This window comes from Planococcus shenhongbingii (genome assembly GCF_030413635.1).
GTDB classification, from domain to species: Bacteria; Bacillota; Bacilli; order Bacillales_A; family Planococcaceae; genus Planococcus; species Planococcus shenhongbingii.
The window spans coordinates 787,860-809,173 of the sequence record NZ_CP129235.1 but is presented as its reverse complement, the minus strand read 5'-3'; the positions used below and the strand labels follow the sequence as shown (position 1 = coordinate 809,173).

The following is a 21,314-nucleotide window of genomic DNA, read 5'->3' as shown; positions in this document are numbered from 1 at the left end:
GAAAGGCCCGTGGCATAAATGCCACGCGGCTCTCCGAATTTTACCAGATTGGCAATACAGACCCATCGAATTCTTCTTCGATAAAGGCTTTGACTTTATCAGACTGATAAGCCGCGTTCAGCTTTTCAAGTACAGCGTCGTCTTTGTTTTCTTCTCTTACCACAATATGGTTGACGTATGGAGAATCGCTTGATTCCAATAAAATCGAATCTTCAAGTGTATTTAATCCTGCTTCAATCGCCCAGTTTGTGTTGATGGCTGCTGCGTCCAGTTCGCTTAACTGCTTCGGAATCTGCGCTGCTTCCAACTCGATAAACTCAAGTTCCTGCGGGTTTTCTTCTACATCGAAAACCGATGCCGTTTCTTCCGTTCCTTCTTTCAGCGTGATGATTCCCGCTTCTTCCAGGATGAACAAGGCACGAGCGCCGTTCGTTGGATCGTTCGGCAAACCGAATGTTGAGCCTTTCGGCAATTTTTCAATGGAGTCATATTCGTTTGAATAAACGCCCATTGGGTTTAGAATCGTTGTAGCGCCAGGCACCAGAGTCGTTCCATGATCTTCATTGAACGCTTCCAGGAATGGTTTATGCTGGTAGCTATTGACGTCCAAATCGCCTTCAGAAAGCGCCGTGTTCGGCAACACATAATCGGTAAAGACTTTCAGCTCAATTTCCAGTCCGTCTTCTTTAGCGACTTCCGATACCACTTCCATGATTTGCTCATGGGGGCCAGAAGTAACACCCACCACTAATTTTTCTTCGCTCAATTCAGTGGACTCGGCATTGCCGCTGCATCCTGCCAATAAACCTGCTGCAAAAGTTAAAGCTGTAAAGACGCCTAGTTTTCTCATTTTAATATCCCCCAATAGTTTTTTAAGCTCGAAATACGAAAAAGCCTCTCTTTCCATAAAGAAAGAGAGGCACAAATTTATCGTAAATTCATCCTCTCTTATCTTTCAGAACTTTTCAGTTCTGCTGGATGTAGCACCTTTCCATGTGATTAACATGGATGGTTGCCGAGCTTCATAGGGCCAGTCCCTCCGCTACTCTTGATAAGAGATTAGTTGCTTATTCAATTGCGAAACCTTATTGATAAATTTAGCGCATTAACACATCAAAGTCAACGTTTTCTTAATATTATTTTTTCTTCAAATTGTATATTAATTATCTTCGGCGTTTTACTTCAACCAAAACCTTTGATGAACTGGCAGTTAGCGGACAAGCAATCGGATTCAAATTTCACAATTCTTTACATCTTCTTTGCAATAGATTATCAATGCTTTGAGATACTGTTGTTAACAAGCAAAAGAAGGTGTTGGAGCACAGGAGCAAAAGGCAGAAAAAAAGAGGCTATCTCCAAAGCCAGCAAAAGCCGGCTTCTCAGATACCTCTTCTATCGTTCAGTTATTTAATGGGTTCGACCGGTTCGACAGCCGGTTCTTCAACCGGTCCTACAGCCGGTTTGTTCAAATAATTATAGTCGGCTGGATTAATGGGCTTGAATCCATCAGGTGTATAGAATCTCAGCAAGTCGCCGTTGACTACCCGGTCTGACAGCTGCAATTCATAATTCCCATACTGCTGGAGTTTTTGCGCTTGTTCCAGTTGATTTTCTTCGATCGGCATACCTGTTTTCGGATCATAGAAATTGTCGCCGATTGAATAGATCTCCGGGCTGGCATAATCACCATTTCTGAAAGTCACCAGTTCTTCATGTTCATCGGACAATAGATCTGTACCGAACTGGATATAATTCTGTGTTTCAACTCCAAGCAAATGCATCACAGTCGGCAGAAGGTCAATTTGGCCGCCATACGTATGGTTGATGCCGCCTTCCATGCCTGGCACGTGAATGAACAGCGGAACCCGCTGCAGCTTGGTATTTTCAACTGGAGTGATTTCTTTCGAAAGCACTTGTTCCATCGCTTTATTGTGATTGTCGGAAATTCCGTAATGGTCGCCGTACATCACAATCATTGTGTTGTCCGCTAAACCGGATTGTTCCAGATCCGCAAAAAACTGCTGAATCGCTTCATCCGCGTAGCGCGCCGTCTGGAAGTAATTATCGACACTTGCATCACCCGTCGTGCCTTTTCCGATTGTCGTCAACTCTTGGTCGATTTTATAAGGGAAATGGTGTGACACCGTGATGAATTTCGAATAAAAAGGCTCCGGCAATGTGGCCAGCATATCTGCCGACTGTTCAAAGAACGGCTTATCCATGACGCCGTATTCTGCCATATCTGCTTCAGTCAAGCCGGTATAAGACTCAATATCAAAGAAATGGTCATAGCCAAAGGATTTATAGATTTCAGAGCGATTCCAGAATGTTCCATTATTGCCGTGGAATACAGCTGATGTATATCCTTTATCCTTTAAAATGGCAGGAGCTGACTGGTACGTATTGTCGCTTTTCGTAATAAAAGCCGATCCTTTGGACAAACCGAATAGCGAGTTTTCCAGCAGGAATTCCGCATCCGCTGTTTTACCTTGAGCGGTTTGATGGAAGAAATTATCGAAATACAGTGTGTTTTGATCTTTAATCATTGAATTTAAAAACGGAGTCACTTCTTCCCCGTTCAATTTATAGTCCATCAAAAATGTTTGCATCGATTCCAGATGCAGGTAAACAACATTCATCCCTTCAGCTGCACCGAAATACGCTTCGTTTGGAGCTGCATGATTGGCTTTTGTGTAGTTCAATACTTCTGTGACTTCGTCGCTGTCAGCCAATACTCGTTGAGAAGAGGATTTAAGCGTTTCAACGGAGTCGTAAAGAGCGTAATTATACATGCCTAAATACTTCACAATATAACTTCTGTCAAAACCGCGGGTCAATAATTCCGGCCGGTCTGCTTCTGCCAAGCCAAGATTAAAGAACGAAACGGCCAATGCGATGGTGATGACCGGAAGGACAGTTTTGGTTTTGAAGTTGCGGGACTCTTTCTTGACTCTTTTCGAAAATACTAAATATGCCAGTAAAACAACATCCACAAAGAAAAGTAAATCGGTTGGCTGTATCAGTGTAGCGATGCTGCCGCCCAAATCGCCGAAATTCTGTGTTTGGAACATTGTCGGCAACGTGATGAAATCACTGAAAAATCGGTAGTACACCACGTTCGCATACAAAAAGACAGACATGAGGATATAGATTACTAGGAGTGATATGTATTTTCGCGTTCCTTTAAAAAAGAGCGACAAGCTTAAAAGCAACAGCGCGGATCCGAGTGGGTTGATGAACAGCAGGAACTCCTGGAGGAATCCGTCGACATCTAATTTAAATTGTGTTTTTTGGGATACATAGGTCTTCATCCATAGCATAACAACAGCTAATAGAAAAAGAGGTACATACTTGTTATAAGTTTTAGTATTCGCAGTTTTGTTTTTCTCCATATTGCACCTTCTCATTATTAAACTTCACGGGAACTGTTCGGACATTGAACTAAAAAAGCTTGAAGTCAGATAACCTCAAGCGAGAACTTCTTACAAAGAATGACAAACTCCATTTTACTAAAATACTAATAAAAATGACAGTTTAAAGTTTTCCGCTCTCACAGCTACTGTTTCAAAAGAAATAAAACCCTCTATATTTTAGGAACGATTCGCCTTGCTTAAGGTTCCCAAAGCTTGGTTTTTCATTTCCAGTGCGGGCGGTTATTTTCCCCGCTGGCTTTCGCATATTTCGCTGTGAGATAAATAACCCGTTCCGGCTCGATTGTTAGCCATTCTCAGCGTCTAATGAAATAATATTATTAATTCGTATAAGCAACTTTGACTAGTCTTATAACGAAGCTGTTGTTTTATTAAAAAGTGATTAATGTTTGATTAAAATTTCCCTATCTTTCTAGTTTACCACAAATAGGGAAGTTCTTCCAAACTATTTAAATGAAATTGTTCCATATCATATTCTTCTCCTAACAAAAACAAGCAGCTACTGAAGCAGGAGACAAATTATCCTGCAGCAGCAGCTGCATCAAATACTTGAGCCAGATGTACTTACAGCCGGAAGCCAATAAACCTTTCCTACTTTAAAGAGCCCGTTGTTTCCAATCTTCCAGCACCGCTTTTTCTTTCTCTGGATCCAAGCCTGCTTGGCGCTTTGTTACGGTTCGCGCAGCTTCCCAGGCGAGCGTGTCGCGAACCGTTTCGCTGACCGGCCGGAACGTCAGCCCGGCTTTCAGCGCTTTTCGAATGTCGACCGTGAGGAAACCGGCCATCTTTTCCCGGTCCGGTATCCATAGCGGCATGTCCGTCCAGCCTTCGACTCCATGACCCAATAAAAAGTTTTCATCAACCCAGCACAATTCCGCATCGCTTTCGGCAACCGCCTTGCAGACTTCCAAAAACTTCTTCATCGTCAACTTTTTTTCAGGCCCTGTCGCATTAAAGGTTCCGGTAGTCTGCGCTTCCACCAGTTTGACGATCCACTCGGCCAAGTCCCGGACATCGATGAATTGCACTTCTTTGTGTCTTCGTCCCGGCGCCAGCACTTCCCCGCCTTTTGCAATGCGAGTTACCCAGTAATTGAAGCGGTCCGTGAAATCATGTGGCCCAACAATAAGCCCCGGCCGGATGATCAAACTGCGAGCAGGAAATGCCCGCTCCACTTCCTGCTCGCATAAAACCTTCAATTCCCCGTAACGTTCGCTGATTGCTTTACTGGCTTCCATTTTCTTCAGCTCTTCTACTTTTTCCGGTGCCAGCTGCCCGACCGCATGATTTTCATCAATTCCCGGTTCTTCCAATTCTGCATAAACTGAGGCAGTTGAGATGAAAGTATAATGCCCGGCTGCATCATTGAGCAGCTCGGCTGATTCCCGGACAGTCCACGGAACATAACCGCATGTATCAATCACTGCATCCCACGAACGCCCTTCCAGCGCCTTTAAATCCCCGTCCCGGTCTCCAATCAGCTTCTCTGTCTCCGGAAACAACTCCGGATTCGCTTTCCCGCGATTAAACAACGTCACTTCATGCCCTTTCTGAAGCGCTGTTTCAGCCAGAAAACGGCCCAAAAAACGAGTGCCTCCAAGAATCAAGATTTTCATATCCATTCCCCTTTCTTTTTTCAAAAAGGTTTATTAAAAAATCGAATCACAGTCATTTCTTCTGCAGCCATCAGCTTATAATATTCTACTGCGGCAGCGGACATTCCTTTTTTTCCATAGAAGCAACATTTTTAGATATACTTGAGTTATTACCTATATAAACAAACCCAAGGAGGAAAACACATGACAAAGACAAACAGCAGCAAAAACGAATTGACACCAGAACAACGCGAAGAACTGCTCAGCACATTGAAAGACCGTTTCGAGAACAACATCACTCGCCATGAATGGATGGAATGGGATAAGATTCAAGCCAAGCTGGAGGCGAATCCTGCCAAGCTGTGGTCGCTCTATGAGATGGAACGGACGGGCGGGGAACCTGATGTTGTCGATTACAATAAAGCGGAAGATGAATATATTTTCTATGATTGTTCAGAGGAAAGCCCGAAAGGCCGCAGAAGCGTTTGTTATGACCCGGAAGCGCTGGAGGCGAGAAAGAAAAACAAACCTGAAAACAGCGCAATCGGCATGGCAGCAGACATGGGCATTGAGCTATTGTCGGAAGAACAGTACCGGGCGCTGCAAAAATTGGGGAATTTCGATTTGAAGACTTCCAGTTGGGTACAAACCCCCGAGCAGATCCGGGAACGCGGCGGCGCTCTTTTCTGCGATCTCCGCTACGGGCAAGTCTTTTTGTATCACAACGGCGCAGACTCCTATTACGCTGCCCGGGGTTTTCGCGGTGCGTTGAAAGTTTAAACGGATGAAAAAGGAAAGGATTCTGTGTAATACAGAACCCTTTCCTATTAAAAATTGTCTAACCAACCTATTTGTTCAATTACTTTGCTTCTGGCTTCTCTTTTTCCATCGAGTTGAACAATTGAGTCGATGACAAGGCGTTGAATGGCATAGAAACATTGTGTTTGATGCCTTGGTTGTAAGACGCGATTAAGTCTTTCAATAGAACAGCCAACGCAGTTTCAGATGTCCACTCAGAAACATCGCTCCAGTTGCGTACTACCCAGCTGTCGCCTGTGCTGACTTTCAATAAGTTCAGGACTTCTTCTTCAGGCAAGTTGTAATGCGCACCTAATTTAAGGCCTTCTGCTACGGCATTCATGTTGATGCCGAGGATTAAATTGTTAATCAATTTCGCTGCCTGGCTATTGCCGACTTCTGTGCCATAGTAGAATGTGTTCGAGCCAACTGCATCAAAGTAAGGCTGTAACGATTTCACGATTTCTTCTGAACCGGAAGTCATAATCGACAACGTACCTGCTTGAGCACCAGATGCCCCGCCGCTCACTGCTGCGTCGATCAAGTTCAAATCACTTTCTGCTTCAACCTTTTTGCTTAATTGATTCATCGTCTCCGGATCCAATGTACTCATGACAATGATGGTTTTGTTTTTCGGTTGAGCCGATAACAAGCCGCCTTCGCTAAAAATGATGTCGACGTTTTGCGCATAGTCACGAACCATCGAGATGATCGCTTCGTCGGATTGTTCCGCTACTTCTTTCAAAGTCTTAACCATCGTGATTCCTGCTGCTTCCGCTTTTGGATAAACCGCCGGGAAGGCGTCGTATCCGATAACTTCAAATCCAGCTTTCAATAAGTTGACTGCCATTGGGAAGCCCATTGTTCCTAATCCTACAAATCCAATTTTTTTACTCATGTCGAATTCCTCCTAATAGTGTGTTGAATTTTTGGTGGTGCGGATTCGTTCTGATTTCATCGTTCTTTTAATGTTCTTCTTGTTTCGTGATTAAGCTAAACCTACCAACGTCATGATGATGATGACAACCAGCGCGATCCAGTGGGTTACGTTAATACTGATAAAGGCATTTTTGAAGGTGTCTTTCATCGGCAATCCCGTCAAGCTGTTGAAGATGATTAAGAAGCCAGAGTAAGGGACGATAGCCAATGCCCCCGCCGAGATGGCAATCGTACGGTGGATCGTTTCAGGATTCATGCCCATTTCCAGATAAATCGGGGCAAAGTTCTGGACTGCGATTCCGATGGCTCCAACTGCGGAAGCGGTGATCCCGCTGATCAGACCTGTACCGATCATCAGTGACAGGATCGGAGGTCCCGGAATCGATTGGATCATTCGGAAGACGCCTTTGAACGCTGGAACACTGGTGGTAATGCTACCAAATGCAATGGTACTGCCTGTCGTAATGGTGGATGCCAATGAGTCGGCAGCCCCTTCGTTTAATGCTTCTCTTTGTTGAGTGATTTGTTTACGGAATAAAACCGCACTCAGTAAAATCGCTACAATCAAAGCCACAATGATGATATTGTTCACTGAACTGAAAATCAGGATGATGGCCAGCAAAGTGACAATCGGCAGCAAGCTGACAAGGAATGAAGGCAGTTCACGGTCGACGACCGCTTCATCTTTCAATACGCCGTCTTTCACTTCGAAGGTTTCGTTCTTCTTCAAACTCTTATTGAGCGACCATTTCATGAATAGCAGGATGAAAACAATCGCAACAATCGAGGTCACAATCCCAATCAACGGTGCTGCTGTCAGAGAAGTACCCAAGCCCGTTGATGGCACAATATTATGCAGGGACGGTGCCCCCGGCAGCATCGTCATGGTGAATGTCGATGTCCCCCCGAAAATCGGAATGATCACCAATTTCCAGGAAATGTTCAACTGTTGGAAAATCGGCTTCGCCATCGGAATCAAAGCAAAGATGATGACGAAGACGTTAATGCCACCGTATGTGAGGATGGCGGAAATGATGAACAATGCCACTAAAGCATTGTACGGGTTCTTCGTTCCGACCACCGACAAGACTTTATCGGCGATCGAAACCGTCGCCCCACTCTTGTCCATATATTTCGCCAAGATCGAACCCAATAAGAAGATGGCAAAGTTGGCCGCAATAAATCCGGCAAGTGCCGTCATATAGGAGTTTTCTTTGCCAAATACCGTCTCCAGTATCGGGACTCCACTGAACAGCAGGACGACAATCGTAGCGATGGGAGCTGCCACGATGATACTGAACTTTTTCACAATAAAGAGAATGATTGTCAGGATTCCTAACGCAATTCCCAGTAAACCCAATATATCCATTTTATTTTTACCTCATTACTTTTTAGTAGTTTTACTCTTCCAAGAAAACTTGCTCAGTATGCGCATACAATGCTCATTCTCTTTTTCCACGATCAAAAAATCTCGAATTCAAGATATATAACTCACAAGTATGGCAACAGCTTTATGTCAATGCCTTATCCAGTTTTTATGCCTTGTGAAAATAAAACAGAAATTCTCTAAAAAATCTTATTCATTCACCATCCATTTCTTCTCTTCTAAGTTAAAATTGTTAACGACCCATATAGTATACAATCCAACTGATTATGAGTAAAATGAATGTTTAGAATGATAATCATCTATATTAATCATGGTTAGGAGTTTAAAGATATGGACATACGCCATCTTACTTACTTTATAGAAGTAGCTAAATATAAAAGTTTCACGGAAGCGTCGAAGTCCCTTCATCTGTCACAGTCTACAATCAGTAAAGTAGTCAAAGACTTGGAAGATGAATTGAATGTTGAACTGATTGACCGTTCGACAAAGAAAATTGACTTAACAGAGGCAGGGGAAATCGTCTTGGCGGAAGGCGAAGTGATTATGGAATCGCTGAATGATTTATCTGTTAACCTATACGATTTAATGAACTTAAAAAAAGGAAAAATAAAAATTGGCATCCCGCCAGTAATCGGGTTTTTGTTTTTCCCGAAAATCATCAAAGGGTTTAATAATCTATATCCCGATATCAAACTAAAAATTACGGAAGATGACTCGAAAAAAGTTCAACAGGATGTTAGAGACGGAAGATTGGATTTAGGGGTAGTAATTTTGCCAGTGGATGACAAGGAGTTCAATTCAGTTCCTTTGGTCGATGAACAACTGGCGCTTTTTGTTCATCATTCCCATCCCTTCGCGCAGAAGGAAAAAGTGGAAATTAAAGAGCTGGAACATGAAACCTTCATCCTGTTTAAACAAGCGCTCTTTCATAGCCTGATTGTCCAAGAATGCCAGCGAGCCGGTTTTCAGCCAAAAATCGCTTATGAAATTTCCGAATGGGGCTTCATTAGTGAAATGATTGCCGAAAACTTAGGAATTTCAATTTGCCCGAAACCTATCGAGAAAAAATTCGATCCTGAATTAATCAAAGCAATTCCCATCGTCAATCCAACATTTCCTTGGAAACTGGGCCTCATATCCAAAAAGAAGAAAAAACCTTCACCTGCGGTCCGTGAATTCATCCACTATCTATCGGATAACGCACCTTTCTAATCATAAAAAAGAGCTTCCGGGAGTAACTTGCACCCCCGGAAGCTCTTTTTGTCATTTATAGATATTCAACCCAAAGCTGATTCCCGCTGCTCCATCGCTTTGCGCCATTTCACCACTTCGCGCTCTTCAATCTGCTTCGCCAACGTCTCGTCCCAGCTCTCCTTCAGCGTATTCCAGACACGGGCATAAAAGACGTCCTGCTTTTGATCGTATAGTTGAAATTCAATACACGGAATCCAGTGCGTTTTGTGCTCAATGCAAGCTGTAATGTCTGTCACGATGATTTGAAAACTTTCTTCCTCCGGATACACCATTTCCTTGGCAAGAAGCTGCTGCATGCGGTCCTTTTTCAAGCTTCCTTTTGCTGCGTCATAGCGGTAAAGCGGAAGTTTCTCTTCAGCTTCCGGATGAGCAGTTTCTGCCGTTAACAGGTAGTCGTCATGGATGGCACTACAGGAGATCAAGGTTTGATCCCCTTCCATGTCTTCATCAAAAATGCCTTTTTCCAGGTAGTTGTATCCTTTAGCCGTCAATTTAAACCCCTTTTTTTCAAGCTGAATCAATTGCCCGCGCTGCATCTTGTCGATCAAATCGCGGATAAACAGCTCTTCCACCAGCAGCATATCCGCTAAAGCAGCGGCTCTTCGGATATCCGATTCCTGAAAAGCAAAGAGCAGCATTTTCATCAAGATGTCCATTTTCAACCGCTTGACCCGATTAAAGCTCACATCATAGGATACAATCGGCAACTTCCAAACCTGATCTTTTATAATGGAGATATCAGGAGTTGCCAATAGACTCGACCGCAGTTCTTTTATCAGTTGATCCATTCGCTCACCCCTTACTTCCCTGCAATAGCTTCAAGCCATCCTTCTGTTTAACGGTTTCCAATACATGCTGGTACATTTTCTTCGTTTCATCTTTTTTCGCACGTTTCGTAAACATTTCCGAACTGCCGACTAATACCAATAATTGCTTGGCTCGCGACAACGCGACGTTCAAGCGGCGGTAATCTTTTGCGAATCCGATATCGCCGTGGTTGTTTTGGTTATTGCGCACCATGCTGAGCAGAATGATTTCCATTTCGCTTCCTTGGAACCGGTCGACGGTTCCGGTCCGGATCGTCAAATGCGGCAAGCGCAGCTCTTGGTCGATCATCCGCTGCAGCCGTTTGACTTGTTCGCCGTAGAAAGAGATGACTCCGACGCTTTTCAGTTCATCTGCAGCCATTCTTCCCGCCCGCTTCGCTTCCGCCACTGCATCATTCATTTCCACTAACAGCGCGCTGATTTCCCCAAGTTCTGCTGGATTGTATAAACTTTTACCGCCGCTCATCCGTTCTTCAAAATATGCCGGTTCATTCGGCAGATCAATCCACATCAAATGATTGCTGCGTTTCACTGAATTTGACTCGAGTAAATGATCGCGTTCCCGGTCGGAATCCATAAGGCCGCATTGCAATTGCTTGTGCTCCCCTTTATAAAACGGCGAGATTGTTTCCATGATATCCGCATGCATCCGGTACTGAATCGCGAGCATCGTCTTATTGGCTTCCGGCAAGTTTTTATACAAACGCTCAAACAACGACTCTTCCAGCAGCTTCTCGAGCTCCCGCTTTTCTTCAAAGCCGCTGTTTTCTTTGATCATTTCCTCAAGCGTTTCTTCCAAAGTGTCATTTCCAAGAAGCGGCGGCAATTGATGGTGGTCACCGACCAGAATGATTTTTTTGCCTTTCAGCATTGGCAGCAACAGTTCCGGCGGTGTCGCTTTCGACACTTCATCGATGATCACGACATCAAATACCGGATAGTTGTCGACGAAATCTTTGCGTGCAGAAGCCACACAAGTCGTCCCAATGACATTGGCATGCTTGATATACAATTTGCGGATTTCATCTAAATCATGGTCATTCGCGCCTTCCAATAAATCCAGCCATTTTTTCTGGATGGACTGCATCAATGGCAGATTCTTCTTTTCCTGTTTGAGGGATTCCTGATCAAATGAAAGACTGGCGATTTTCTTCGCCGTTTCTTCGTATTCGGCCTCGGGGTTGGAAGAAAGGATATTTTTTAAAGCATCCACTTCTTTTTCTTTGAGGGATATGCTTTCTTGCACTTGTTCCAGTTCAGCGTTTATTTCAGCCATTCTTGCTTCCTGGTTCTCTAAAGCAGTTGCTTCTTGTGCACAGTCGCCTTGAAGTTTTTCCAGCCGCTTTTCTGCCTGTTCATACAAGGCTTTTTCTTTTTGGAGTTCAACGAGTTCAGCTTTATATTCACGGACGGCTGCTTCGATATCTTCAGGGATATCGGCCTCAACAGCCAGTTCTTTGTATTGCTGTTCAAGCGGAGCCAAGTCCTGCTGCTTCCGTTCCAGTTCTGTCTGCCATTTCCGGTCCAACTCGAGATAATGCTGTTGTTGCTTTAACAGCTCTCCGCACACCGCCTTTTTCAATTCCTGAAAAGTCCGCTTGGTTTCTTCGATATACGCTTCCGCAGACTTCAGCTTCGCGCCTCTTCTCCATAGATTCTGTTGGCGCTTGTACAATCCTGTGAGCGCTTTTGCCAAAACTGCCGGCTCGTTTCGCTGCGGACTCTTCAGTACTCCCCGCAGCTTTTCCAAAAAGGAATCGATTTCAGAAGAACGGTAGGCTTCCGGTTTTGCTAAGGCGTGCTGCTTCATTTCATCAATAGAAGGGTTAAAAGGCATTAATAATTGTTCCACATAGGAAATCGCTGCGGCAATCAGTTCGTTGTATTTCCGCAGTTTTTCAAATTCATTCATCTTTTCACGGATCATCTCTAATTTATTGAATGAATAAGTGATGGCCGGTGTTTCTTCAATTTTTTGCTCAGCCATCACCTGCATCAAGCCATCCACTTTTTTCACGCGTCCGGTTGCCTCTGCTAAAGCGTTCTTCTGTTCAATAACCGCCGTTACTTGTTTGCGTTTATCCGCAATTGCAGCAATGTCCCGCTTTTTACTGGCCAGTTCTTCTTCAAGCTTTCCAGACAGCACTGCACGCTCGAGTTGCTGGATATTATCCGATATCCGCTTTTGCTCTTCCTGGAACCACTGGATGCTCTTGCTTTCAATCATAAATTGATCTTGGTGAATCAACTTTTCAAACGCCTGCAGCTTTTGTGTCATTTCGCGCTGTTCATCCATGGCCTTTTGTTTCACAAGCTCGAATGCTTTTAGTTTGTCTTGTTCTTCTTCCAATGCCGTTTCAATTGCATGATGTTTTTCCTGCGCTGTTTTCTTTTCCTTGACGGCTGCCGCTAAGTTTTCGTAAACCGGCTGCAACTCTTCATAAGCTTGTTCCGTTGCCGCGAGTTCTTTTTCCAGCTGGGTTTCCCGTTTTTGGCGCGTCTCGTATTGTGCCGATATTTCTTTCAGTGTATTGTCTTTCCAATACTGGCCGACGTTTTCTTCGATAAATTTTTTGCCTTCTTCTTCGATGCTTTCGGTCCGGCCGACACGCAAAATCCGGATATCTTTATGCGCCAGCAAACGGCCGAGTGCATTATCAACCGCTAAATTCGACTGCGAAGCGACAAGCGTCTTCAATCCCTTTTTGGCATTTTGAAGGCAGATTTCCGCAATTACCGTGGTTTTCCCTGTGCCAGGCGGACCTTGGATGACATACAAATCTTCCGCTGCCACCGCGCCTGATACAGCCTGCTGCTGGAATTCATTAAGCCGATTATGGAATGCCAGCCGTTCTATTCTTTGGAGCGGCTGCACCGGCGGCTTTTCTTCAAACAACAAGCGGTCAAGATTCGGATTCACTGCCAAACCCTTTTCTAAATTCGTAAAACCTTGGCGCAGCCTTCTGATTTGGCTGAGGGCCGCAAAATTGCTGAACACCACTTCTCTTTTATTTAATGAATGTTCTTTCTCGCGAAGCTGTTTGACGGCGTAATTTTGAAGTTCTATTTCGACTGTCCGGTTCGCTGCTTTGATCACCGTTCCGACATCGCCATCAATCCCGGCAAGCCGAACACTTAAATTCTTCAAAGTTTTCCACTCATTGTCTTTCATTTGGCAGCCGGTCAACGTGATGCGGCTGAAATCGTGGCTAAAAGCCAGTTTCGAATAAGAAGTCTTGATATCCGGTATATCCATGCCGCGTTCCTGAATCTTCAAATAGCCTTCCCAGCTGGAAATCCGCTTTTTCACATAATCCGAACTTTCCTTTGCCGGTGTCATGCGATTGAACAAATTGAGGAGTACGACTGGCGCTGGGTCCCGGGAATTGTCAAAACGGATGGATTCTTCACGTTGCCAGTTCGTTCCGAGCGCTCCATACGCTTTTCGAAGCGTCACATTCGTCACCAGCAATTGATGGTTCTTGACGACACAGTGAAAGACGATCAATCCTTCCAGTTCCTTCTCGGTCAAACGGCTCCTCTCAGCCTTGTCGAAAATCAGCGCAACCGAAAGAGAGGCATCCGGATTTGAAGGATACCTTTCGATAAACACATTAAAAGCCTGTTTCTCCATAAAAAATGAGCGTTCGTTGATGCCGAACCCTCTCATTTTTTCCGTAGCGGTCTTTGTCATTCGTAAGGATGTGCTGTATGTACTTGTTTTTGCTAACACCATTTAATCACCTGTTCTGTATAACTGAAGAAATCTATTATTGATTCATTGCACCAAGATTGGGACCTTTTGAAACGGAGGGTCTAATCTTTTTTCATTTAATCATCATATCATCTATTCTTGAAAATTATGTTGTGAAGCTGTGAATTTTGTGATTAGAAAAATTGTATGAAAAAACTAATTTCTACATATCTCTTTCGTCTACTGACTTGTCTGAAGAACGTTAAAGTCGAGTTTCTTCCATGAAGGTGATGTTTCTTCTATTTCCACTTCCAAATCCCTCAATTCGATGAATAAAATTTAAGATACTACATCCTTTTGAGGTAGGCACTCCTTACTTTAAAGGGAATAGGCCAATTCCAGTAAGTGATGTAACCTTAACCATTAGAAGAATATTCTTTAGAAAGAATGTATGGATCTTCTTTTATTTTGTAAGTGAAAGAAAATATGCATATCGAGATATTTCAGCTACGGCGTAAAGACGAATCAGTTGTAAGACAAATTCGAGGAGGTTTTACCATGACAGAAAAAGTAGTAGTGATTACTGGTGGAGCAGGCGGCATCGGCATGGAAACAGCGAAAGCTTTTTTGGATCAAGGAGATACCATCGTATTGGTGGATATCAATCAGGAAGCTTTAAATAAAACAAAAGATTTATTAGACGTTGAAGAAGAGCGTGTGTTGGTTATTCAAGCGAATGTTACAGAAGAGGCCGATGTAGCGAATTATGTGAAGCAAACGGTGGATGCTTATGGACGTATCGATGTCTTCTTTAACAATGCGGGCATCAACGGACCACACAAACCGATTAAAGAACTTGATAAGGAACAATTCGAGACCATTATGGCCATCAATGTCACAGGTGTATTTTTAGGCTTGAAACATGTGATTCGGCAAATGGAAATACAAGGATACGGCAGCATTATCAATACCGCTTCGAATGCCGCTTATATCGGCGCAGCCGGCATGTCTGGCTACATCGCTTCCAAACATGCGGTGGTCGGTTTGACCAAAACGGCAGCTCTGGAAACAGCAGCCCATGGAATCCGCGTCAATGCGGTAGCCCCTGCAGCCATAGATACACAAATGCTGACGGCTATCCAAAGCAATATTTCACCGGGTGATCCAGAATTAGCAGCTTCCGCGATCCGCCAAGGAATTCCTGTTGGCCGTTTCGGCATGCCTTTGGAAGTTGCCCAGATTGTGCTGTTCCTAGCCTCTGAAAAATCTTCATTTGTTACAGGTTCTATTTATAATGTAGACGGTGGAATGCAGGCGGATTAAGTATCCGCCTGCATCATCACAAACCTTTTAAAATCATTTTCCTGTTTCAGGTAATTCACTGGCGCTTTAAATGATCAATGAAAAAGAGCTTCCAATGGGAATTTCCGTATCCTGTGGAAGCTCTTTTCTATTCATTCTTGGGAGTTGCCTGACAACATCCATACTATCCAAACCATAAAAAGAACCGCACCATTACGGATGCGGTTCTTCTCTTATTAAATGGTTGTCTCACTCGTTTGAGAAGTTTGTATTTTCACTTCTTTTTGTCTTGCATGCGATTCTTTATCGGGCACTAATCCCAAGGCAATTGCCGCTATCAATCCTGGTATCGCGAAGGCGATAAAGTTCATCTGGATTGGCAAACTGATCGATAACAGGAAGCCGCCAAGAACCGGTCCAAGCATGCCCCCGATGCGGCCGATGCTTGATGCCGTTCCTAGTGCAGTCGAACGGATGTAAGCCGGGTAATATTGCGAGACATAAGCCTGGACAATATTTTGCGCCCCGATGGTTGCTGCTCCGGCAATTGCCACCAAGACATAAATCACGACAATGTTGCCGCCGAACCCAAGTAAAGTCAGGACGACTGCGCCTGATGCGTACATCGGCACCAGCAATTTCTTAGCGCCGTACTTGTCACAAAGACGGGCAATGATCAAAGTACCGACAATCGCCCCGCCTTGAAGGGCAATGAGGAAGCCAAGACTTGAATTCAATGCATATCCTGCATCCATCATCAATTTAGGCAACCATGTGTTCAGTCCGTATACCATCAATAAGCAAGAGAAGAACGCAATCCAGAACATGACTGTACTCAAGCCGCGCTTTTCTTTGAACAAGCCGGCAAGCGGAACTTTCGAATCTGATTTTTCGAGTTCCAGTACTTCATCGTTTTCATTAAATTCCGTTTCCGGGCTTACTTTTCTCAAAATCCGGAAAAGTTCTTTTTTATTGCCGGTACGGATCAAATGGCTGGCAGTCTCCGGCAATTGTTTGTACATCCATGGCAGGGCCAGAAGCGGCAAGCCTGCGATCCAGAAAATCGATTCCCAACCGAATTGCGGCATCAAGTAAATGCCCAGCAAAGGCGCCAGAATTCCGCCGACGGAATAACCGCATAAAACGATTGAAACCATCATGCTTCTCATCGATTTAGGTGAATAATCCGTCAGCAACGCAATGATGTTCGGCATGATGCCGCCCAGTCCTAGTCCGGCCAAGAAGCGGTAAGTTGAGAACTCAGTTGGTGAATTTGCGAAACCGCATAGCACAGTAAACAAACTGAATAGGATAACTGTCATTACCACTACTTTTTTGCGTCCGATCCGATCTGCCAATGTTCCAAAGAAAACGGCACCGAACATCATACCGAATAATCCATAACTGCCCATGGCACCAGCTTCAACTGATGTCAGGTTCCAGTTCTCAATCAGTACCGGCACTACCGTACCGTAAACCACCAAATCATATCCATCAAATGCGATGATCAAAAAACTCCATAACAGCAAACTCCAATGGAAGCGATTGAATTTACTGTTGGCGATTACTTCGTTTGTATTTATTGCAGCCATACTAGTTCCCCCTCGTCTTTTAGTTCTTCTAAAAGAACTCCACTTTCTTTACGTGCTTGTTCTTTTCTTTGATAAACTTGCCTTATTTCTCCTGATTCGCTATTTCAGCCTTAATGCATGAAATGGCAAAATCATGAAGTTCGTACCACTGATTATGCAATGCTCTTACAAGCACTTTTCTTCAATACCATTCTTAAATTGATGCTTTAGTTGAAAGATGTTATTAAAAACAGAACCCCTTCCAAACAGCCGCATATGCTGTTTGAAGAAGGGGTATTCTGCCTAATTCAGCAGAAAGCTGTTTAAAATTTGCGGAGCCATTATGACGCCTAACACTTTCTCTCCTTCGCTTTCTCTGCCTAATTTGAATAACTTCCACAAATCAATTTAGCCAGTGAAAATAAATAGAGAAGCAAAAATACAGAAATAGATATATGAATATAATTCATTTAAAGCGCTTTCATAAGGCATTCTATAAATAGAGTACTTAGTACACTATTAGTATATTTACGGTCCATTGTAAAGTCAATGGAGAATTTTCTGCTTAATCAAAAACAGGTTTATGGTCCTATCAGGTTTTTAAGCATATATTGGGACGTTATTTTTAAATAGCTCTTAATCGAAATTCTTAAAAGATGGCTGCTTCTTTAGGCGCTGTAACCAGCTACAATCTTGAAAAGGTTTTGTCAGCGGGCGAAATCCAGATAGTCAAAAGCAATATTACTAAATATACGCATAATCGAAATTTGGACTTTTGATGCAGGAAATTCCAACTGGACACTCCTTGAATCAAAACGGCCGCAACCATAAAAAGCGGCAAAGGAGATTCCCTTTGCCGCTTTAATTTAGATTAAATTCTTAATTATTTTGTGACTTTTATTGGGAACCAGCCCGGAACAGACATCATTAACTCCCATAATGGATCCGGCACCTGAAGCTCATCCTGGTCATCGGAATGGATTGCCGTTTGAATTTTGGTTTCCTGTCCTTGTTCGACTTTTTCCACCCAATTCGGTTCCATGATCAGTTCTCTTCCAAGGGCAATCAAAGGAATACCTGTTTGCTCAAGTGCTTCGACAGCCTGGTCCGGTGTATGTATGGAACCTACACCAATAATAGGCACACGGCCTCCGATATGTTCCTGAATCAGTTCAATCCGTGATCGGCCGCTTTCCACACCGCGCCGCGGCTTCGACCAAAAATCATTCAAGGCCATATGAAGGTAATCCAGATCCGCTTCTTTTAAAGCATCGAGGAGCGCAAATGTCTCGGCCATTGTAATGCCCGGTGTCTCAGGTTCTTCCGGTGACAAGCGGTAGCCAAGGATAAACGGTTCTTTGGCATGTTCCGCAATGATTTTTTTCGCTTCCTCAATAACAGCTAATGGGAAAGCCAGGCGATTCTCAAGAGAACCTCCCCAGCAATCATTCCGTATATTGGAATGAGGAGAAAAGAATTGCTGGATGATGTAGCCGCTTGCGCCGTGCAATTCCACTCCATCAAAGCCGGCTTCAATCGCCCGTCTCGTCGCTTCGCCGAAATCCCGGATCAATTCCAGCACTTCGGTATCGGTTAAGCTCCGGGGTGTCTGTTCGATGCTATAGAAACCCCGGTCCAACATCGGTGCCACGCTGCTTGCGCTGACCGTTTCTCCATTTGAAATCAGATGGGGCACCGCTAAGCGGCCGCCATGATAAAGCTGCAGCACCGCTTTTGCGCCTTGCTCTTTTATAGAAGAAGCTACGCTGCGCAGACTTGGAATCATCGCATCCTGGTGTGCCGAAAATTGCCCTTCAAAGCCTTTGCCGTTTTCCTGGATATATGCGCAGGCAGTAACGACCATGCCTGGACCGTTTGAACGGGCGGCATAATAAGCCAGTTCTGCATCTGAAGCCGTGTCATCTGGATTTGCTGAAAAAGTAGTCATCGGCGGCATGACGATGCGATTTTTCAACTGCACGCCATTTCGCAATGTTAAAGGTTCAAATAATGGTTTATAACTTTCCTTCATCGGTTAATCTCTCCTCTTGATGTTTACAAAACTTTGTGGCTGTTGAATACGGAGCTATTAAAAGTTTAAGCCTTGCCATTCTTAATAGCGAAGGTCCAGCTCTTTTGTGATTTCTTTGCTGACGGCTTTAACTTTATTGGTCAAGCCTCTCAGCAAAGTCTTTTTCATCTTGTCGACGGGTCCGGCAATCGCAACTGCGGCAATGACGCGGTCTTTATAGAATACCGGTGCTGCGATGCAGCGGACTCCGACAAAACGTTCTTCATCATCAATGGCAAATCCCTGTTTTTGGATGATGTCCAAATGCTGCTCAAACAACTCCCGATCGATGAAGGTCTGGTCTGTAGCCTGGCTAAGCGAAAGGCAGGAAGAAATTCCCTCTAGTTCTGCAGGCTGTAAGTTCGCCAAGATGACTTTGCCAAGTGCGCTAATATGGGCGGGAGACCGGTCGCCAATCTCAGGCTGAAACGGTTCCTTGAAAGGCGGTTTGAGCATTTGCTTCATCACCACATCGTTGTTTTCCAATACGCCGATATAAACCCCTTCTGACTCCTCTACTCCTAATTGATAAGGCGTTTTCAATGAAGTCCAGTCAAAAGGGCGTGTGCTGTGGCCTTGATAAAATTTTCCCTCGTTCAATTTGAAGTATTTATCTTTTTTGATGACGTAATTCATGTTTTCCAAAGTGCTGAGCAAGCGAAAAGCCGTAGTTTTATTGAAAGACAAAGCCGTACTGATTTCTGTTAAGGTCAGAAATTCCTCTTCTTGCAGCAGGTCCAAAATCTGCAGCCCTTTTTTTAATGCGGCCACCTCATAATTGCTCATCAAGTTCACCTCATCTTTGAACTCATCTTAAAGGAGCATTTCTGCACTTACAACAACTTGGCATTTTGTTTCGCTATGTGAAATTTTACTGGTGCTTCCTATTTCGATACACAGTTCATTTATGGGCCTGGCTCCTGCTGTTATATAGATGGAAGCCGTCTTTGAAATCGTTGGTTTTATTGATATAAAAAAGTCGTCTTTCCTTCTTTAAATTCTGAATTGAGCAGGCTGTTTGAAAATGCAAAACAGCGCATTTAATTGTTAAAGGCCCCCTAAACCTATATAATTTAAGTAGTCTGATAATTCGAATAAAGAGGAGGATTATTGTGAACAAAACGGTAGTCGAAACGTTATTTGTCAATCATTTCGTAGACGGCATTTTGGATCCGGGAAAAGAAATGTTAGGGCCGGTGAAAGACGGTGGATACATTATTGCGAATACGGCTCCAGGCTGTTGGGGCCCTATGATTACACCAAGCATCAAAGGCGGCCACGAAGTGACAAAACCTGTTTATGTGGAAGGGGCTGAACCGGGCGACGCAATTGCCATCCGGATCCAGTCCATCACGGTCACTTCCCAAGCGACCGCTTCCGGCAACGACAAAATGATTGAAGACCGCGCAGACGGTGATGGCTACGTCGCCGCGAAATGTCCGGAATGCGGAACAAAGAATCCGGAAACCGTCATTAAAGGCATCGGCATGGAAGCCATCCGCTGTGCGAAGTGTGGAGCGGACGCCACTCCGTTCGTTTTCACGAATGGCTATACCATTTTCTTTGGGGAAAACGGCGATGTCGGCCTCACCTTGCCGCAAGAAGCAGCTGAAACCATTGCAAAAGCTGGACGGGATTACATGAAAACTCCCGAAGCTTCTGTACAAAATCCGGTCGTCACGTTTGCACCACATGACTTGGTCGGCACGATGGCACGCATGCGCCCTTTCCTCGGACAATTGGGAACGACGCCATCCCGGCCAACGCCTGATTCCCATAATGCCGGAGATTTCGGTTCTTTCCTGGTCGGTGCCACCCATGATTATGCGAGCACGCAGGAAGAATTGGAAACCCACCGGACGGACGGCCATTTGGATGTCAACCGTGTGCGCGCCGGTGCTGTTTTGATCTGCCCTGTTAAAGTTCCCGGAGGCGGCGTTTACCTCGGTGATATGCATGCGATGCAAGGAGACGGTGAAATCGCTGGGCATACAGCAGACGTTTCGGGCATCACCCATCTCCAAGTCCATGTCCTGAAAGGGTTTAATATCAAAGGACCAATCTTGCTGCCGAATGTCGAGGACCTGCCCTATACGGCGAAGCCGTTCACTGCAGAAGAACGGCAATCCGCCCAGCAAATTGCCGACAAATGGAACGTCTCTCAGATCGAACAATCTTATCCGGTCTCTTTTATCGGATCCGGGCCGAATTTGAATGATGCGACTGAAAACGGGTTGAACCGAGCTGCTGAATTTTTCGGTGTGTCCGTTCCGGAAATCATGAACCGTGCGACCATCACCGGAGCGATTGAAATCGGCCGCCATCCAGGTGTCATTACGGTGACTTTCCTTGCTCCGGAAGCGTATTTGAAAAAAACCGATTTATTCGACTTAGTCAAAAATCAGTACGGATAATACAAAAACGCCATTCCAGAAAAGGAATGGC

The 21,314-nt window shown here is 44.4% G+C and carries 14 protein-coding genes and 1 riboswitch; of the genes, 4 read left to right on the top strand and 10 right to left on the bottom strand.

Translation table 11 applies throughout. The features are described 5' to 3' along the window. Nucleotides 1–40: 40 nt before the first annotated feature. The 3 genes from QWY16_RS04045 to QWY16_RS04035 form a co-directional block, all read right to left on the bottom strand. Nucleotides 41–850 (bottom strand): MetQ/NlpA family ABC transporter substrate-binding protein, encoded by an 810-nt coding sequence (locus tag QWY16_RS04045; RefSeq protein WP_300991608.1) that lies wholly within the window; start codon nt 848–850, stop codon nt 41–43. 95 nt (nt 851–945) lie between these two features. Further along, nucleotides 946–1,058, bottom strand: a riboswitch (SAM riboswitch). Between the two features lie 345 nt (nt 1,059–1,403). Continuing rightward, complete coding sequence (gene ltaS, locus QWY16_RS04040; RefSeq protein ID WP_300991607.1) at nt 1,404–3,392, bottom strand: lipoteichoic acid synthase; 1,989 nt, start codon at nt 3,390–3,392, stop codon at nt 1,404–1,406. Nucleotides 3,393–4,027: 635 nt separating this feature from the next. Then, nucleotides 4,028–5,047: an SDR family oxidoreductase gene (locus QWY16_RS04035; RefSeq protein WP_300991606.1), complete on the bottom strand. Its 1,020-nt coding sequence runs from the start codon at nt 5,045–5,047 to the stop codon at nt 4,028–4,030. A gap of 183 nt (nt 5,048–5,230) precedes the next feature. Between QWY16_RS04035 and QWY16_RS04030 the strand changes: the two genes are divergently transcribed. Next, entirely contained in the window at nt 5,231–5,806 is a 576-nt protein-coding gene (locus QWY16_RS04030) for a DUF4256 domain-containing protein (RefSeq protein WP_300991605.1), read from the top strand. A gap of 79 nt (nt 5,807–5,885) precedes the next feature. Here the strand turns inward: QWY16_RS04030 and QWY16_RS04025 are convergent, their stop codons facing one another. Further along, nucleotides 5,886–6,722 carry an NAD(P)-dependent oxidoreductase gene (locus QWY16_RS04025; protein ID WP_300991604.1) on the bottom strand — a complete coding sequence of 279 codons (837 nt, stop codon included), beginning with the start codon at nt 6,720–6,722 and terminating at the stop codon, nt 5,886–5,888. A 90-nt stretch (nt 6,723–6,812) separates the two neighbouring features. Next, a complete protein-coding gene (locus tag QWY16_RS04020) occupies nt 6,813–8,132 on the bottom strand; it encodes a GntP family permease (RefSeq protein ID WP_300991603.1) in 1,320 nt (439 codons plus the stop codon). 348 nt (nt 8,133–8,480) lie between these two features. On the opposite strand from QWY16_RS04020, the gene QWY16_RS04015 reads away from it, so the two are divergent. Then, nucleotides 8,481–9,362: a LysR family transcriptional regulator gene (locus tag QWY16_RS04015; RefSeq protein ID WP_300991601.1), complete on the top strand. Its 882-nt coding sequence runs from the start codon at nt 8,481–8,483 to the stop codon at nt 9,360–9,362. A 65-nt stretch (nt 9,363–9,427) separates the two neighbouring features. On the opposite strand, the gene QWY16_RS04010 is transcribed toward QWY16_RS04015, so the two are convergent. Together QWY16_RS04010 and QWY16_RS04005 are read right to left on the bottom strand one after the other, a co-directional pair. Then, nucleotides 9,428–10,192 (bottom strand): hypothetical protein, encoded by a 765-nt coding sequence (locus tag QWY16_RS04010; RefSeq protein WP_300991599.1) that lies wholly within the window; start codon nt 10,190–10,192, stop codon nt 9,428–9,430. Between the two features lie 4 nt (nt 10,193–10,196). Beyond that, nucleotides 10,197–13,967, bottom strand: a complete 3,771-nt coding sequence (locus QWY16_RS04005) for a DEAD/DEAH box helicase (protein WP_300991598.1) — start codon at nt 13,965–13,967, stop codon at nt 10,197–10,199. A gap of 516 nt (nt 13,968–14,483) precedes the next feature. Between QWY16_RS04005 and QWY16_RS04000 the strand changes: the two genes are divergently transcribed. Next, nucleotides 14,484–15,248, top strand: coding sequence for an SDR family NAD(P)-dependent oxidoreductase (locus QWY16_RS04000; protein ID WP_300991597.1), 765 nt, complete (start codon nt 14,484–14,486; stop codon nt 15,246–15,248). 215 nt (nt 15,249–15,463) lie between these two features. On the opposite strand, the gene QWY16_RS03995 is transcribed toward QWY16_RS04000, so the two are convergent. From QWY16_RS03995 to QWY16_RS03985, 3 genes are all read right to left on the bottom strand, one after another. Then, a complete protein-coding gene (locus QWY16_RS03995) occupies nt 15,464–16,819 on the bottom strand; it encodes an MFS transporter (RefSeq protein WP_300991596.1) in 1,356 nt (451 codons plus the stop codon). Between the two features lie 862 nt (nt 16,820–17,681). After that, nucleotides 17,682–18,830, bottom strand: coding sequence for an NADH-dependent flavin oxidoreductase (locus QWY16_RS03990; protein ID WP_300991595.1), 1,149 nt, complete (start codon nt 18,828–18,830; stop codon nt 17,682–17,684). A gap of 81 nt (nt 18,831–18,911) precedes the next feature. Next, a complete protein-coding gene (locus QWY16_RS03985) occupies nt 18,912–19,655 on the bottom strand; it encodes an IclR family transcriptional regulator (RefSeq protein ID WP_300991593.1) in 744 nt (247 codons plus the stop codon). Nucleotides 19,656–19,981: 326 nt separating this feature from the next. Between QWY16_RS03985 and QWY16_RS03980 the strand changes: the two genes are divergently transcribed. After that, nucleotides 19,982–21,283 carry an acetamidase/formamidase family protein gene (locus tag QWY16_RS03980; protein WP_300991592.1) on the top strand — a complete coding sequence of 434 codons (1,302 nt, stop codon included), beginning with the start codon at nt 19,982–19,984 and terminating at the stop codon, nt 21,281–21,283. The last annotated feature ends 31 nt before the right edge of the window (nt 21,284–21,314 follow it).